This window comes from Rheinheimera salexigens (genome assembly GCF_001752395.1).
Taxonomy (GTDB): Bacteria; Pseudomonadota; Gammaproteobacteria; order Enterobacterales; family Alteromonadaceae; genus Alishewanella; species Alishewanella salexigens.
In genome coordinates this window covers 3,123,378-3,140,389 of the sequence record NZ_MKEK01000001.1, presented here as the reverse complement: position 1 = coordinate 3,140,389, position 17,012 = coordinate 3,123,378, and the positions used below count along the sequence as shown (strand labels likewise).

Annotated in this window: 13 protein-coding genes; 2 read left to right on the top strand and 11 right to left on the bottom strand. The window is 41.8% G+C overall.

Annotated elements, in window-relative coordinates:
- The first annotated feature begins 92 nt into the window (after window positions 1-92).
- Entirely contained in the window at window positions 93-806 is a 714-nt protein-coding gene (locus BI198_RS14465) for a ZIP family metal transporter (RefSeq protein WP_070050188.1), read from the top strand.
- Here the strand turns inward: BI198_RS14465 and BI198_RS14460 are convergent.
- From BI198_RS14460 to BI198_RS14450, 3 genes are all read right to left on the bottom strand, one after another.
- Window positions 803-1,513 carry a DUF3379 family protein gene (locus tag BI198_RS14460; RefSeq protein WP_070050187.1) on the bottom strand — a complete coding sequence of 237 codons (711 nt, stop codon included), beginning with the start codon at window positions 1,511-1,513 and terminating at the stop codon, window positions 803-805. The two genes, BI198_RS14465 and BI198_RS14460, sit on opposite strands and share 4 nt — an antisense overlap.
- Window positions 1,506-2,165, bottom strand: a complete 660-nt coding sequence (locus tag BI198_RS14455) for a sigma-70 family RNA polymerase sigma factor (protein ID WP_235605353.1) — start codon at window positions 2,163-2,165, stop codon at window positions 1,506-1,508. The genes BI198_RS14460 and BI198_RS14455 overlap by 8 nt, the downstream gene beginning before the upstream one ends.
- A gap of 210 nt (window positions 2,166-2,375) precedes the next feature.
- Window positions 2,376-2,651 carry a hypothetical protein gene (locus BI198_RS14450; protein ID WP_070050186.1) on the bottom strand — a complete coding sequence of 92 codons (276 nt, stop codon included), beginning with the start codon at window positions 2,649-2,651 and terminating at the stop codon, window positions 2,376-2,378.
- Between the two features lie 145 nt (window positions 2,652-2,796).
- Between BI198_RS14450 and BI198_RS14445 the strand changes: the two genes are divergently transcribed.
- A complete protein-coding gene (locus BI198_RS14445; RefSeq protein ID WP_070050185.1) occupies window positions 2,797-5,187 on the top strand; it encodes a Lon protease family protein in 2,391 nt (796 codons plus the stop codon).
- 65 nt (window positions 5,188-5,252) lie between these two features.
- On the opposite strand, the gene BI198_RS14440 is transcribed toward BI198_RS14445, so the two are convergent.
- The 8 genes from BI198_RS14440 to BI198_RS14405 form a co-directional block, all read right to left on the bottom strand.
- The gene (locus BI198_RS14440; RefSeq protein WP_083256637.1) at window positions 5,253-5,831 is read right to left on the bottom strand and encodes a GNAT family N-acetyltransferase; all 579 of its coding nucleotides are present in this window, start codon (window positions 5,829-5,831) and stop codon (window positions 5,253-5,255) included.
- A 57-nt stretch (window positions 5,832-5,888) separates the two neighbouring features.
- Window positions 5,889-7,445: an apolipoprotein N-acyltransferase gene (lnt, locus tag BI198_RS14435; protein ID WP_201243515.1), complete on the bottom strand. Its 1,557-nt coding sequence runs from the start codon at window positions 7,443-7,445 to the stop codon at window positions 5,889-5,891.
- 5 nt (window positions 7,446-7,450) lie between these two features.
- On the bottom strand, window positions 7,451-8,323 hold the full coding sequence (locus BI198_RS14430; protein WP_070050184.1) for an HlyC/CorC family transporter: 873 nt from the start codon (window positions 8,321-8,323) through the stop codon (window positions 7,451-7,453).
- A gap of 33 nt (window positions 8,324-8,356) precedes the next feature.
- The gene (ybeY, locus tag BI198_RS14425) at window positions 8,357-8,818 is read right to left on the bottom strand and encodes an rRNA maturation RNase YbeY (RefSeq protein ID WP_070050183.1); all 462 of its coding nucleotides are present in this window, start codon (window positions 8,816-8,818) and stop codon (window positions 8,357-8,359) included.
- Window positions 8,818-9,822: a PhoH family protein gene (locus BI198_RS14420; RefSeq protein ID WP_070050182.1), complete on the bottom strand. Its 1,005-nt coding sequence runs from the start codon at window positions 9,820-9,822 to the stop codon at window positions 8,818-8,820. Before BI198_RS14420 ends, ybeY begins: the two co-directional genes overlap by 1 nt.
- 62 nt (window positions 9,823-9,884) lie before the next feature.
- Window positions 9,885-11,321 carry a tRNA (N6-isopentenyl adenosine(37)-C2)-methylthiotransferase MiaB gene (miaB, locus tag BI198_RS14415; RefSeq protein ID WP_070050181.1) on the bottom strand — a complete coding sequence of 479 codons (1,437 nt, stop codon included), beginning with the start codon at window positions 11,319-11,321 and terminating at the stop codon, window positions 9,885-9,887.
- A gap of 90 nt (window positions 11,322-11,411) precedes the next feature.
- A complete protein-coding gene (locus BI198_RS14410; RefSeq protein ID WP_235605352.1) occupies window positions 11,412-12,113 on the bottom strand; it encodes a DMT family transporter in 702 nt (233 codons plus the stop codon).
- A 237-nt stretch (window positions 12,114-12,350) separates the two neighbouring features.
- On the bottom strand, window positions 12,351-16,898 hold the full coding sequence (locus BI198_RS14405) for an EAL domain-containing protein (RefSeq protein ID WP_235605351.1): 4,548 nt from the start codon (window positions 16,896-16,898) through the stop codon (window positions 12,351-12,353).
- Window positions 16,899-17,012: the final 114 nt, after the last annotated feature.

Sequence of the window (17,012 nt, the reverse complement as noted above, 5' to 3'; positions counted from 1 at the left end):
CGTCGTTGAGGTGTAGTTAAGGTGTAGCTTAGTTGTAATTTAACAGCAGTTTAGTCATGATTTAGAATAGCTTCGTTAATTCAGGAGTAAATATGAGCGATGTTGTCAGCTTAATAGTGATAACGCTAGCGGCGGGCTTAACCATGTCGTTAGGTGCCAGTATTGCTGCGGTAGAGCATATTCATCGGCAATGGTTAGCCCAAGAGTTACGCCACTCGGTGCTGGCTTTTGGCGCCGGCGCATTGTTATCTGCCGTGGCATTAGTGCTGGTGCCAGAAGGTATTGAGCACCAAACAATGATACCGGCATTGTTGTGGTTTTGTGCCGGTGGTGTCGGCTTTATGCTGTTAGATATGTTGCTAAAAAAAATTGATACTCCGGCGAGTCAATTAGCGGCAATGTTGGCCGACTTTATTCCTGAATCTATTGCACTGGGTGCGGCTTTTGTTGTTGACAGAAGTACCGCTATGTTATTGGCTGGACTAATCGCGCTACAAAACTTACCTGAGGGCTTTAATGCTTTTAGAGAGTTAACGGCAGCAAGTAGTTATCGACGTCGTACCGTTATTATTGTGTTTGCGGCAATGGCTCTATTAGGGCCCATAGCAGCTTTAATCGGTCATTACTGGTTGGCAAATTCAGCGCATATTATTAGCGCTATGGTGCTTTTTGCTGCTGGCGGCATTTTGTATTCGGTATTTCAAGATATGGCGCCGCAAATAAAATTAGATAAACATTGGGGCCCGCCACTGGGCACGGTATTAGGTTTTGCCCTAGGCGTCGCGGGCTTAATGCTGACGCATTAAGCACTCACGCGTAAATTAGCCAGTAATTTTTGCGGTAACACATTTAGATCGGCTGGCTCGCGGCTAACAATAACCAAATTCGCTTGTGCCATAGCAAAGCTTAAGCCTTGATAATCGGTATCCGAAAAATTAGCAATTAAATCTAGCTGGCTATCTTTAGGCACAATAAATACAGTCGCGTAACCGGTGTCGGTTCTTATGGCTAAATGAAGAGAACGGACGCCTTTAAAGGTGCAAAAGCGGGCATATATAATCTCTTCGGCCCAATCTTGTAAGCTAATATTAAAGCTAGCAAGTTTAGTATTGACCTCGGTTAAAGGCTGCTGCACTAAATGACTATCAACAAAGTTGGCTTCTTCATGGACATGGGCTAACACATGACTGGCCATATCCTCGTGCTGATAGTTAGTATAAACAACCACACTTAATATCGACACTAACGCTAAAGACGCGGCCACGGCTAAATTTATTAACCAAGGCGTCTTGGCTTTGCTTTTATTGGCTAGTTGCAATAATTCGCTAGCGAGTTCTGTTGGGGCGGTTATGCGTAATGCTTGCTCAAGTTGCTGCTGTTGTTGGCGGACTTGAGACACAAATTGCTTAAATTCAGCATCTTGTTGTATTAAGGCATTAACCTCAGGACTTTCAATACTAGGGTCTTGCAAGACTAATTGTTTAAGCTGCTGACGTAGCTCAGTATTATTCATGGCCATTCTCCCCAGAGTAAGCGTTAGAAAGTAGGCTACGCAATTTATTGCGGGCACGAAATAAGCGGGTGTTCACGGTGTTCACATTCAAATTTAGCAGTTCGGCAATTTCATCACTGCTAAAACCCGCTAATACTTGCAGTATTAAGGGTTCGCGATAATCCAATGGTAATAAGGCAATTTGCGCTCTTAACTTTTCGTTATCATAAGTTTGTGCTGCACTGACTTGTGTTGTATCGATTAAATTGTCTTGTTCTGCATCGTAATCATAATCAAACTGCTTACGTTCAAAGCGTCGTGCATTCTCACGTCTTAGAATGGTAAATAACCAGGCTTTAGCAGCCTTAGGATCTAATAAACTATCTAAGCTTTTCCATGCGCGTAGGTAAGTTTCCTGCACGATATCTTTAGTGATGTCGGGATCTTTACATAACCAGTAAGCATAGCGATATAAATCGGTATGATATTGTTTAACTAACAATTCATAACGTTGACGACTAGTGCTTTTAATACCTAACACCGCGGCTAATTTAGCTTTTTTAGCGGCGACATAATCTGAAGCTGACATACTAATTTTCTGCGCAGGGTTATTAATAGTGCCTAGCGTAACGGTATTTAAGTACAAAGAACATGTTTTGCTGTCGTTCGTCATCTATTTTACCGATTAACCTTGCGAGTTAGAGCTTAAAATACGGCCATAGCTGAAACTGCAGCTATGCCAACGCGGACTTACATTTGTCAGTGATATATCGGAAACTAATAAATTAAATGCAGGCATAATCATCCTAAAATGTAGTCAACGGCTTCAGGATCATAAGAACGGTTTAGGCAGGAAGATATTTCAACAAAGTAAAAGTTTTATTTAATGTACCCGATATTCACGACAAAAAAAGTCAATCACAGCATCGGCATCTAAGTTACTAAAATGGACTTTACGACTGGCAATAATGGCTTGGCCTAACGTACGTAAAGTATGCTCAAGGGGAACACCTACAGGGCGATCTAATTTATGCACAGCAAATAAAAAATTTAATGCGGTTGATGCATAAGATTTATTGGGCGCCAAGGCAACTAAATCTAACTCTTGTAAGCGTACGCCAAGGTTGCGTATTTTTTGTAAACGATTAGTTTCGCTCATGACAACTCATTATTAGTCAGGCCAGATACCCTCTATATCGACCTTTAATATCAATTCTTTAATCATTTGCTGAAATAGCCCAGCACAGTGGCAGCAGTTTTTGGTAGTATAGTGGTTAGAAAAGCAGTTAACGCTAAGGCACTACATGACCAACACTGTACACCCTTTGTCACTGTCACCTGCACAGCTGGCGCCACAATTTGAGCAACAACTAATTACTCAGGCGTTAGCCCATCAGCAGCTAAAAGCCAGTTTTATTGGCCAAGATCGTGCTAAGACAGCACTGGGTTTTGCAATTGGCATGGATATGCCAGGTTATAATCTGTATGTCATGGGTGAGCCTGCGTTAGGTCGCTTCACCTTAGTTGAAGATGTTTTAAAGCAAGCTGCAGAGCAAAAGCCCACGCCTGATGAGTGGTGCTATTTAAATAATTTTGATGATGAACGGGTGCCCGGTATTTTACGCTTATCGCCTGGCGAGGGTAAAAAGCTGGTTAAAAAGCTAGAAGCGTTAATTGATGACTTATTAGATACCTTTCCTGCCGCCTTTGATAACCCGGGTTTTCAGCGCAAGAAAAAAGCCATCGCGCGTGACTTTGATCAAAAATATGATAAAGCCATTGCACTGGTAGAAAAAGAAGCATTAACCAAACAGGTATTATTAGTTGAAGATAATGGTGCTGTTGGTTTTTCGCCCATTATTGACGGTAAGCCGGTTATTGACCAAGAAGCGGCTAATTTATCTGAACAACAGCGGCAGCACTTTTATGACATGGTAACCGAATTAGAAATTACCCTGCATGAACAATTATTAGAATTGCCGAAGTGGAAGCGAGATTTATCTGAGCAACAACGTGATTTACGCAAAGACACCATAGAGCAAGCGATTAAGCCGATGCTAAAGCAATTAGAGCATGATTACAGTGCTCAGCTTGGTGTGCAGCGTTATATTAGAGAGATGCGCAGCCATTTAGTCAAAGCGGTGTTAGAGTTCTTACCGGATGATTCAGACGCTGAAAAACAAGAAGAAGGCGATAATCGAGAGTTTTTTATCGAAGAATTTGTGCCCAATGTTTTAGTTCACTTTGAGCAAATGTCGGGTGCGCCAATTATATTTGAACCTAACCCAAGCTATGGCAATTTATTTGGTCGAGTGGAATACAGCTCAGCTGGGAACTCGCTTTATACCAACTCACGAATGATTCGCCCCGGTACCTTGCATAAGGCCAATGGCGGTTATCTTATTCTTGATGCTGACAGGTTGCTAACCCAACCCGCGGTTTGGGATGCGTTAAAGCAGGCATTAAAGTCGGGTGAACTGCTAATTGATACCCTTAGTGATCATGCGGTAACTAATTCGACCATCATTACACCAAAACCCATTCCATTAAACGTAAAAGTGGTATTGCTTGGCTCACGAGATTTATATTATTTAATCCAAGATGTTGATGAAGAGTTTAATGAGTTATTTCGGGTACTCGCCGATTTTGAACATTATCTGCCTTTTACTGAGCAAACAGTCAGTAATATGACGCTGCAAATTAAACAGCAAATGCAGCAATTAAATATTGCTGAGCTTAGCAGCGGTGGCTTAACGCAGTTACTTAACTTTAGCTTTCGCCAAGCTGAGCATCAACACAAGTTATCGGCTCGCTTTGCCGATGTCTTAGAGCTGGTGCGAGAAGCCTGTTTTTATGCCAATCAACAGCAAGACCAAATCTTAACCGCCGAGCATGTGCTGCAAGCCCTGAAGGGTAAACAATACCGAACTGGCCGTATCAGCGAGGGCTTTTTAGAGGATATCCAAGAAGGCCAAATCTTAATAGACACCTCGGATGTTGCTGTGGGTAAGGTTAACGGCTTAACGGTATTAGAGATTGGCGATACCGCTTTTGGTACCCCTGCTCGAATTAGCGCTACTGTGTTTGCGGGCTCTAGCGGTGTGGTCGATATTGAGCGTGAAGTTGAGTTAGGTAAAGCTATTCACTCTAAAGGAGTATTACTGCTAACCGGTTATTTAGGTGCAAAATATGCTCGAAATTTCCCGCTTACCTTATCGGCTAATATCGCCATGGAACAGTCGTACGGTCATATTGATGGCGATAGTGCGGCTTTAGCTGAAATCTGTGTGTTGCTGTCGGCCATTACTGATATCCCGTTAAAACAAAGCTTAGCGATTACCGGCTCAATCAATCAACATGGTCAAGTGCAAGCTATTGGCGGCGTGAATGAAAAAATTGAAGGCTATTTTCGGTTATGCCAAAGCCGGGGCTTAAGTGGTGAGCAAGGGGTGATTATCCCAGCCAGTAATCAAATTAATTTAGTCCTTAACGATGATGTGATTACAGCCGTTCAACAGCAGCAGTTTCATATATATGTGGTGAAAACAGTAGATGAAGCTTTGGCGCTCTTAACTGGGCTGGATGTTGGCGTGGCGAATAAACGGGGTCAATATCCAAAAAGATCGGTTAACGGTAAAGTATTAGCGCGTTTAGAAGAAATAGCTGAAATTGTTAATGGTAGCTTAGACGATTAATTAGCTAAGCCGATTAAACCCTAGCTATGCTGATACAAGTGTAGCGAGGGTTTAAATGCCCAGCCTTAAATCTGTGCAAATGCCGGCAAGTATTGCACTTTACCGCTGGCATTTTTCATGGCATCCGGGGTTAACTCTAATAACATAAACACTTCATCGGGTACTTGCCAAGGGCAGCTAATAGCAAAGTTACTGGCCGGAATAAAGCCAAATTTAGGATAGTAACTGGCATGGCCTAAAACTACGACAGCATCAACCTTGTGTTGAAAGCAGGTTTCTAATCCAGCACGAACCAGCGCAGAGCCTATACCATGCTGTTGTAACACTTTTGACACTACCATAGGTGCTAGTGCCATCATTTTTATCTGCTTAGCGTTTTCAAGTTGCACCGGTGAAAACATAATATGCCCGACAATATTACCATGTTGCTCGGCAACTAAGGCAATATAGTCTTGGGTCTGCTGGCGCAAAGCGTCGTTGAGCAGCGCTTCATCAGGGGTATTAAATACCGTTCGTGTTAACGCTGCGACATTAGCCCAATCAGCCGCCGTTTCTGGCCGAACATGGGTATCGTAACCCATGGAATGCCAAGTAATATTACGTCGCCGTTGTAAGGTTTTACTAATATTATGCAGTAGCGTCATTACACACTCCGAGACGATAAAGTAATACTTACTTAATCTAGCTTAGTTTAGCTTAGTCTATTTAGTCTGAGTTGTTAACAAGTCACGGTGCCGCCTGCGACTGAATAGAATAACAATAAATATTGCCATACAACTAATGCGTAACGGCCAGTCACGCCATACTTGATACGGGGTCATGCCGGAGGTTAGCTGAATATTATCTTTAATCACAGTGGCACTAAACTGGGGGGCTCGTTGCTGTAATTGCCCGCTAGCATTGATGGTAGCGGTAACACCGGTATTAGTAGCCCGTAATAACGGACGACCAAACTCTAAGGCGCGCATTTGCGCTATTTGTAAGTGCTGCTGCGGGCCTATGCTATCGCCAAACCATGCATCATTGCTCACGGTTAAAAGTATTTCAGTGTCTGAAGTAAAATTGGCAGCAATTTGTTGCGGAAAAGCGATTTCAAAACAAATAGCCGGTAAAAAATGATGACCATTGGCTTCTAAGTTGGGTTGAACATAAGCACCCCGACTAAACGAACTCATGGGTAGATCAAAAATAGGTGCCAAGGTGCGCAGCCAGCTTTCAAACGGCACAAATTCACCTATGGGTAATAAGTGATGTTTGCTATAACGATTAGCATGGCCATAGTGATAATCACCTTCTTTAGCGTGTTTAGTTTTTTTACCTAACACGATTAAATTATTCCAAGCTTCGCCTGTTTTAGCGTTGTAATCGAGAATGCCGCTAATGACAGCCGTATTTTGATATAGCGCGGCTTGGTTTAAATTATCCAGAAAGGCGTCAGCTAAAGGTTCTAGTTTTGGAATGGCAGCCTCAGGCCAGATAACAATATCAGCTTGAAAATGGGGCCGAGTTAAATCTAAATACTTTAGCATAGTGGGCCATTCTTGATCGGGCTCCCAGCGTAAAGCTTGTTTGATATTGCCTTGCACCAGTAACACCGACACTGACTCTGCCGTATTTTGCCAGCCTTTAAACGGTTGTAAAAATGGGCTTAGTATAAAAATAATGCCAGCTATAACAATATAGCTATAGCGAGCGAATACAGCTTGTAAAGTAAAAGCTTGGGCTAAAGCGGCAGCAGCAAAGGCTAATAAAAAGCTAATGCCGGTTTCGCCAATAAGGGGGGCATAATGCTGTAAACCAGCACTAGTTTGACTATAACCAAGCGATAACCATGGAAAGCCTGTAAGCAGCCAACTGCGTAACCACTCGGCTAACGTCCAACTGGCAGCAAATAATAATGGCATATACTTAGGCTGCTTTAAGCGTAAGGTTAACCATGCAGCAAAAGCAGGGAAAAGCGCTAAATAGCTGACTAATAGCAACATTAAACTTAAGCTAGCAATTAGCGGTAATCCCCCAAAATCAGCAATGCTGACATGGACCCAGCTTATACCAACTCCAAACCATCCTAAGCCATAACTAAAACCATATAAACAGGCTTGGCGTGGGCTAGTCGCGCGTTGGATAAAGTATACCAAGAGCGCCAAGCTAAAGATGGGCAACCACCACAAGGTATAAGGCGCAAAAGCTAAGGTGTTTAAACCGCCACTAAGTGCCAATAACAAGCAACCGATTACAGCGGTGTTAAGTTTTAACAAAGCGATTATTCTTCCTCAGCAGGACTATTATCTTTAGCGCAAGTCACTTGTAATTGCACTAAACGACGGCTATTTGATTTGCTAACTTTAAAGGTTAACCCTCGCAGTTGAATACTTTCGCCTTTTTCTGGCATATGACCAAATGCATGTAGCACTATGCCGCCGATGGTATCGGCATCTTCTTCATCAAAGCTGGTTTGAAAAGATTCATTAAATTCATCTACTGGCGTTAAAGCGCTAACTTTAAACACGTGAGACGCCATACGTTTAATGTCATGCTCTTCTTCTAAATCGTGCTCGTCTTCTATTTCACCGACAATTTGTTCTAAAATATCTTCAATGGTGACTAAGCCCGATACGCCACCATATTCGTCTACAACAATTGCCATATGATAACGTTTTTGCCGAAACTCTTTGAGCAGGGCATCAACCCGTTTACTTTCAGGAATGATTACCGCAGGGCGCAGTAAATCGCGTAAGTTCCATTCGGCTTTAGTTGGATCTAAAGTGTACTGAAGAATATCTTTTACCAGCAAAATACCTTCAATATGGTCTTTATCTTCATTAACGATGGGATAACGGCTGTGGTTGTTTTCCATTAAGATAGGCAGTAATTGCTCTATGGTATGGTCAATATCTACAGTAGCCATTTGTGAACGCGGGATCATAATGTCACGAGCGCGCATACTAGAGACATCTAGCACACCGTCGAGCATGCCCTTGGTATCATTATCAATTAAATTGCGAACTTCGGCTTCAGCAATAATATCTTGTAAATCTGAAATATCTTGAGGTTCTGCGGAAAAAATACTAGCAATTCGATCTAGCCAAGATTTACCGGCAGAACCGCGACTAGAGTGGGGGTTGTCGTCACTCATCAGTGAACTGGTGCTCCAAAAAAGTAAAAGAAACTATTCATTATCCAACAAATAGGGATTAGTAAAGCCAAGTTGTTGCAGTAGCAGGATTTCTTCTGCTTCCATTTCTTCTGCTTCAGTATCATTTATATGGTCAAAGCCAAGTAAATGCAAGCTGCCATGAATGATCATATGCGCCCAGTGTGCTGTTAAGCTTTTACCTTGCTCACTAGCTTCGGCTGCCACGACAGGGGCACTGATCACTAAATCGCCTAATAAAGACAATTCGATCCCAGGAGGACACTGGAAAGGAAAACTCAGAACATTCGTCGGTTTATCTTTACCGCGATATTGCAGATTTAATTGTTGGCTTTCTGCATTATCAACAATACGTACCGTCACTTCAGCGTGTTGCTGAAACGGCTGTATAGCGGTTTGCAGCCATAATTGAATATCTGCTTGCGTAGGCAAGTCTTCTTGTGCTGTTGCCAGTTGTAGGTCTAGTATAATAGACATTAAACTTTACTGCCTTCAGCATTAGCCAGCTTAGCGGCTTCATGCGCTTCATAGGCCATAACAATGCTTTGCACAACAGGATGGCGAACCACATCTTTGGCATTAAAATAATTAAGACTAATATCATTAATATCCGCTAAAACATCTATGGCATGTTTTAAGCCTGAATATTGGCCTCGCGGTAAGTCAACTTGGGTAATATCACCCGTGATCACGGCTTTTGAACTAAAACCAATCCGAGTTAAGAACATTTTCATTTGTTCCATCGTGGTATTTTGGCCTTCATCAAGAATAATAAAGGCGTCATTTAAGGTGCGGCCACGCATATAAGCTAACGGCGCAATTTCAATAATACCGCGCTCTAATAGCTTCTCTACTTTTTCAAAACCAAGCATTTCAAATAAAGCGTCGTATAACGGCCGTAAATAAGGATCAACTTTTTGGGCTAAATCACCGGGTAAAAAACCGAGTTTTTCACCGGCCTCCACAGCAGGTCGGGTTAAAATAATTCGTTTAACCATATCACGCTCTAAGGCATCTACTGCGCACGCTACGGCTAAATAGGTTTTACCGGTGCCGGCAGGGCCAATACCAAAACAGACATCGTGCGATAAAACATTGCTGACATACTGAGCTTGGTTAGGATTGCGCGGTTTAATTAAACCTTTTTTAGTTTTCAAACTAAAATGGCACGGTTCAGCTGTTTGTTGTTGATAGCTAATATCGTAATTTTCGTTGATAGTTAAATGTACCTGTTCTGGTGTTAAAGCTGTTTGCTTTAGTAACGCAGTTTGCGCATACAGTTGCTGTAAAATATCGATTGCCGCTTCAGTATTATCTGCAGGGCCAGTGACTTTAATATGGTTATCACGATAACTAATTTGCACCAATAAGCGTCGTTCAATATGTTTTAAATTATCGTCAAAAGGACCACATAATGACGTTAATCGCTGATTATCAGCAGGTGTTAAAGTTAATTCAGCGCTATGGTTAGTTTGGGTCAAAGTTTACTCTCAAACAATAAACGGAACAGCACAGGCTGTTCCTCATTAAGTTAAAGTATAAATTAAGGTATGAAGGTGGCAACACCAAGCTCATTGGTCGCATCAGTCATAGCTTTTTGTCTAGCTAATATTTGCTTAGGTGGAGTATCGCGACGTAAGCCCATTTCCGCTTCAGAGCGGATAAAATCGCCACGTAATGAGTTGCTAAAGACATCGGTAATTTTCACATCTACCAGTTGGCCAATCATTTTCGGTGAACCTTCAAAGTTAACCACGCGGTTATTTTCAGTACGACCGGTTAATTCCATAATATTCTTTTTAGAAGGCCCTTCAACTAGCACGCGTTGCACTGAGCCCAGCATGTTACGAGCAATTTTCAGTGCTTGCTGATTTATCCGATCTTGTAATATATATAAACGCTGCTTTTTCGCAGCTTCTGTTACGTCATCTGGTAAATCAGCCGCTGGCGTGCCAGGTCTGGCGCTATAAATAAAACTAAAGCTCATATCAAAATCAATGGCTTGGATTAAATCCATGGTCGCAGCAAAATCAGTCTCATCTTCACCAGGAAAACCAATAATAAAGTCTGATGACATGCTTAAATTTGGCCGTATTTTTTTAAGTTTACGGATTTGTGATTTATATTCAATTGCTGTGTGGCCGCGTTTCATTAAGTTTAAGATGCGATCTGAGCCCGATTGTACTGGCAAATGCAAATGATCAACTAACTCAGGCACATCACGATACACTTCAATAATATCATCGGTAAATTCAACTGGGTGCGATGTAGTATAGCGAATGCGATCAATACCATCTATCGCCGCGACTAAGCGCAGCAGTTCAGAAAAATGACAAATTTTACCGTCGTGTGTGGCGCCACGGTAACCGTTAACGTTCTGGCCAAGTAAGTTAACTTCACGCACACCTTGGTCTGCTAATTGCGCGATTTCAAATAAGACATCATCCAATGGCCGACTGACTTCTTCTCCACGGGTGTAAGGTACCACGCAAAAAGTACAGTATTTTGAGCAGCCTTCCATTATAGAAACAAAAGCAGTAACACCATCGGCTTTTGGTTGTGGTAGGCGATCAAATTTCTCGATTTCTGGAAAAGAGACATCGACTACCGCTGATTTTGAGCCTTTAACCGAATTGATCATTTCCGGTAAACGGTGCAAGGTTTGCGGGCCAAACACTATATCAACGTAAGGCGCGCGTTGACGAATAGCGGCACCTTCCTGTGAGGCAACGCAACCACCAACACCAATAATGAGGTTTGGATTTTTTTCTTTTAGCGGCCGCCAACGTCCTAACTGGTGGAATACCTTCTCCTGTGCTTTCTCACGGATGGAGCAGGTATTGAGTAATATAATATCCGCATCTTCTGCTTCGTCAGTCAGAATATAGCCGTGTGTTGCATCTAAGAGATCTGCCATTTTAGATGAGTCATATTCGTTCATCTGACAGCCCCAAGTTTTAATGTGCAGTTTTTTGCCCATTGTGCGTTGTTACCTGTAATGTTGCTTGGAAAAATGGTGAATATTTTAGCTTGTTCAGCGCAGTGTTACCAGCGCTAGCGCAGACTGTATTTAAAGTAATCGTTGCCGAGTACTAATATAACCGGCATAAAAAATAATAATGACACCTAATAACCAACTCATTGTCACCGGCTCTTGCCAAAAAATATAGCCAAAAAAGCCAGCAAAAATAACACTGCTATAAGTCCAAATGCCAATATCACTAGCAGGAGCAATAGCATACGCCTTAGTCATAGCCAATTGGCCAATGGCCGCTAAAACACCCATCGCCGTAAAAGCATACCAAACAGTATCGGTTAAGGGTTGCCAATAAAAGGGTAGGGGTATTACTGACATCAGTGCAGTTAATAATGAAAAATAAAACACAATGCGCACTGCCGGTTCGGTATCTGACATATAACGGATGGTAGTTTTAGTTACGGCGACCAAAAATGCTGAGACTAAGGCAAGCAAAACGATAGCAGTGACATCATCATTTATCACCGGTAGTGCAAATACCACGCCGACAAAGCCTAAGCCAATACTAAATAAGGTTAATCGACTCGGTCGCTCTTTAAGCCAAAAATAAGCAATTATTGGCACAATAAAAGGCGAGATTAACAGCACTAACATGCCTTGGGCTAACGGCATTCTGGCGAGGACATAGAAAAAGCAATACATGGAAATGATGCCGGTTAAAGACCGAGCTAAGTGCAAATACCAGCGCTGAGTTTTTAAAAGTTTAAAACCGTGCCGGTACAAAAAAGGCAGCATGAGTAAGAGGGCAAAGAAATTACGAAAAAAACCACCTGAGCTTCAGAGGCGGTACCGCTAGTAAACTTGACGAGTGCGCCAATACCGGCAAAGCAGGCCTCGGCTAATAACAACAACAAGGCACCACTGACTAATGGCGGCACGACAAGACTCCAGAAAATTAAGCACTGCCAAGTATAACAGAGGCAATCGTTATTAGGGCAGTGCTGATAACATAACCATTAGTCTAATAAGCCACTAATCTAGTGTTGCGAATTCTGATTCGCTTTGCAAAAACTGCAATAAAGTAGCGCTAGGCATCGGTTTGGCGAATAAAAAGCCTTGAATGAGGGCACAGTCACGCTGACAGAAAAAAGCCAGTTGTTGTTCAGTCTCAACGCCTTCAGCGATGCAATACATGCCTAAACTCGACGCCATACTTAAAATAGCGTCAATAATAGTTTCATCGTTGACATCGATACCAATATCTTTGACAAAGCTGCGATCAATTTTAATACCATCAATAGGCAGCTCTTTTAAGTATTTTAACGAAGAGTAGCCGGTACCAAAATCATCTAGGGCGAGTTTAATGCCCAGATCACTTAAGGCTTGCATGGTTTCGATGGCACTTTCATGATCGCGCATCAGGGCACTTTCAGTGACTTCATAGCATAGGTATTCAGCTGATAATTGATATTTTTCTAATAATAAACGCGTGTGTTCGGCTAAAGCCGGCTGTTCTAAATGCTGGGTAGATAAATTGACCGACAAATAAATTTTATGACCTTGATCATGCCAGTGTTTTAGATCGGCTAAAGCCCGTTCTAACAGTTTCTGGGTCATATTAATGATGAGTCTTAATTCTTCGGCTAACGGAATAAAATCTACTGGCGATATCATGCCATCGCTTGTTTGCCAACGTAATAACACTTCAGCGCCGACGGCTTTGCGGCTTTGACTGTCAATGATGGGCTGATAGACGTTAAAAAACTCATCATGCTGTAAAGCTTGACGTAGTTGTGTTTCACGCGCTAATTGCATGTGAGCTTTTTCATTCATTTCAGCGGTAAAAAACTGAAAGTTATTACGCCCAGCAGCTTTGGCATGATACATCGCAACGTCGGCATGCTTAAGCAATTCGGTGCCAGTTATCGCATCTTGCGGGTATACAGCGATACCAATACTGGGAGAGATACCAACTGTATGCGTTCCTAAAAGCATAGGCTCACTGATAATCATCAGCATTTTACGCGCTATATGGCTAATGTTTTCTTCAGTTTTATAGCCTTCTAGCAACACCACAAACTCATCGCCGCCAAGCCGGGCGACACTGTCACAATCACGCAGGGTTAACGTTAAGCGGCGCGATACTTCTTTTAATAATAAGTCACCAACATCATGGCCCAAAGAGTCATTAATTTGTTTAAATCGATCTAGATCAATAAAACATAACGCTAAGGATTTTTTTGCCCGCTTGGCAAGATCAATACCATGGTAAATACGATCCATTAACAAGGCGCGGTTTGGTAAGCCGGTTAATGCATCGTAATTGGCCAGATAGCGCAACTCTTCTTCTGCTAGTTTTTGTTCGGTTATATCCGTAAATACTAAAACATAAAAAGCTTTTTCTGCTTGCTCGCCGACGACGCTGATATTAATTAATGTCGGACGTTCTCTACCATCTGGCGTGATAACGACCTCTTCACCTTGCCAATGTTCACCTATCTTCATCTGTTGTAGAAGTTTGGTATAAAAACGCCTGCGGCTTAAACTAATGCCTAAATGATGTAACTTAGGCGTGCTTAAGTATTGATCCATATTACCAAAAGCGGTGGTAAATGAGAGGTTAGCCGCCACTAAACGTTGTTGATTATTCATGATAACGACCCAGTCTCGAGTCTGCTGAAAAGCTTCGCCAAATAAACGAGCTTTTTCTGAGGTGGCACGGCTTTCGGTAATATTAGAAAAAGTACCTAAGACGCGCTGCACACTATCATTATTTTCACATCTGATAGCTTTACCCATAACCCTAAACCATAACCAATTGCCTTCTATATGGCGCAAACGATAAGTGATATCGAAATTGGTATCAGACTGCTGCATAAAGCGCTGCCAAGAAGAAGTAAAGTCATCTAGATCATCGGGGTGAATCAAATCAAAATGCTGGGTAAGGGTTAATGGAGTACGATTGGTAGCGTACCCTAGAATTGTCTGCACTTTTGACGCATACACTCTATCATCACTTGCTTGCCACTCCCACACGCCGCTATCAACCGAGGCGAGTGCTTGCTGCAGGCGTTGCTCACTTTGTTGCACTTTAAGGTGTGCAGAATTAACTAACCGCTGTTGCTTGAGCCGAGTGTAAAAAAAGATAAAGGTGATCAGCATAATCAGTAGGATATAGCTAGCGATAGCCCAATTAGATAGCCAAGGGGCAGGTTCAATCTTTAAAAACAGTTGTGCGACTTTACTTTCTCTACCATTGGTTGGCGAGACAGCAACAACATTAAAGGTATAATCACCGGGGCTTAATTGCGGGAAATTGACTTTATGTTGATTTTGTAACGGAAAGTTAAGTGATTGCTTACCCTCTAGCCAAAATCGATATTGCATTTTATGGGCATCGCGAAAATTCATACTGCTAAAGTGCAGTTCAATACCTAAGTCTTGGTGCGATAGCGTAAAGCGGTGTTGATTTAAATTACCTTGAATATTACGTTTATCGCCAGTTTGGGTGGAGAGCGCGGTAATAATGACTTTGGGTTGATGTTCCTCTGTTGCTAAGGCTTCAGGTTCAATGATAGTGATACCACGCATGCTACCAAAGACTAAGCGGCCATCGGCCAGCGCAGTTGAGGCGCTACCATTATATTCATGCGACAATAAACCATCTGCTTTGGTAAAGTTTTCAGTGTGTAAGGTTTTCGGATTGAAGCGTGATAACCCTTGATGAGATGAATACCAAATATTGCCTGCTTTATCTTTCTGTAATGCATAGGCAATTTTACTATCAGTACTTTTATTAGGATTGTGTAATAAATCTAAATTCTCGCCATCAAAGCCTAAAAGACCAAGGCCAATAAAACCGACCCAAATAACATTATTATCATCTATCAACATTTTATCGGCGTTACGGCCTAAATGCGGTTGATAAGGTTGATGCTGATACACGAGCTCAGCTGTTTGTTGTTGCAGATCATAAGTCCACAATTGATCGGCATTGGACAATAATAATTTTTCGCCATGCCTTAACATGCCAAGAATACTGCCGTATTCAGTAGGACTAATAACGGCCGACAAATTGGCTAACGGAGTTAATTTACTACTGGTTAAATTATAACGATAAAAGTTATCAGGAGTAGCAAAGTAAAAATAATCTTGATATCCATAAGTAAAATTATGAGCTTGTTTTAATATTTTAGCATCGTCAGCTGTAATACTCGGCGCAACATGCAGTTGATTGAGTTTAGTATCAAAATAGTTTATTCCAGTGCCTGTTACTAACCACAGTTTGTTATCTTGAGTAACCGGAAAAACGCGACCAAAAGTGCTGCTATGCAATACTGTTTTAACATCAGGATTGACATAGTGCTGGGTAACTTTTCTGGTGGTTAAGTCAATCTGATTTAAGCCGTTATTGGTGCCAACCCAGAGCTCAGTGTCAGATGTCGTGGCAATGGCATAAACTTTTTCATTACTTAAACTATATTGGCTATCTGCAGTTTTTGAAATTTGCATAATGGCTTGACCACGGCTGTGCCAGTAATAAGCGCCATCGTTACGAGTGGCAAGCCAATAGCCACCATAGTCATCGGCTGCAATATCCAGAATATTTTCATCATATAAAATTGCATTGCTTTGCGTTAAGCGTAAAACATTTTTTAACCGGTTGTCTGCTGGTGTAAATTCAATTAACCCTTGATCAGTGGCAATTAAGGCCTGATCTTGCTGCCAATGAATTTGCCAAATATTATAATCAGCTAGATGTTGAATTGGCGTATATTGGGTTTTCTGTTGGACATAGCTATTAATTTCGTTAACACCGATGCTATAAAGGCCATCAACGGCGCCAATCCACAGCCGTTGCTGCTTAATTTGTAAATACTTAATATGATTTTGATCTAGTTGTCGACTGGGTGTGTCGTTAAGCATAGCTGGCGTTAAATGCGGTAACAGTGTGGCAACACCGGTTTTCATATCCAAATAATAGACACCATTAATGGAACCGATGTAAATGTTACCGTCAACCACATAAGCATTACGTAACCAGCCATTATCAATATCAAAGTCGGCCAAACTAAACAGTTGCTTTACCGTAAAAGCTGACGCTTCACTGCTATGGGTAGAAGTAAGATATAAACTATCATTAATAATAATTAATAAATGGTCTTTATCATATTCTGCGATGGAGATGATACGAGCGTTTTGTTGGTTATCGTTAAGCGTTGTCAACGGGATAGCCAACTCAAATTTAGTTAACTCTGGATCAAATAAATAAATACCATTCTTTTCTGCTGCAGCCCAAATTCGCTGTTGTGAGTCTTGTAATATCTGCACAAAAGCCATTTCATTGAGCGGATATTCAGTTGAGCTAAGTTGTAATACTTTATTGCTGTCATAGCGATTAATGCCAGCATTGGTAGCTAACCAAAGGAAGCCTTCGTCATCAATGAGTAAATCGCGAATTGAGCCCTGCGATAAGCCTTGATCTGGCGTAAGTGCTCTTAGTAACGGTGTGGTAGTAGCATTAACAACAAAAATTGTCGCGCAGCACACAGCAAAGAAAATATAACGCCAATTTTTCACTGGTTCCCCTAACATAAGCAGCTTAATGTTATTATTTTGGTGCTGCTAAAGTAATACTTATAAAACATATACTTGTTAACGCTTACTTTGTCCAGCGATTCGAGTATATACAGT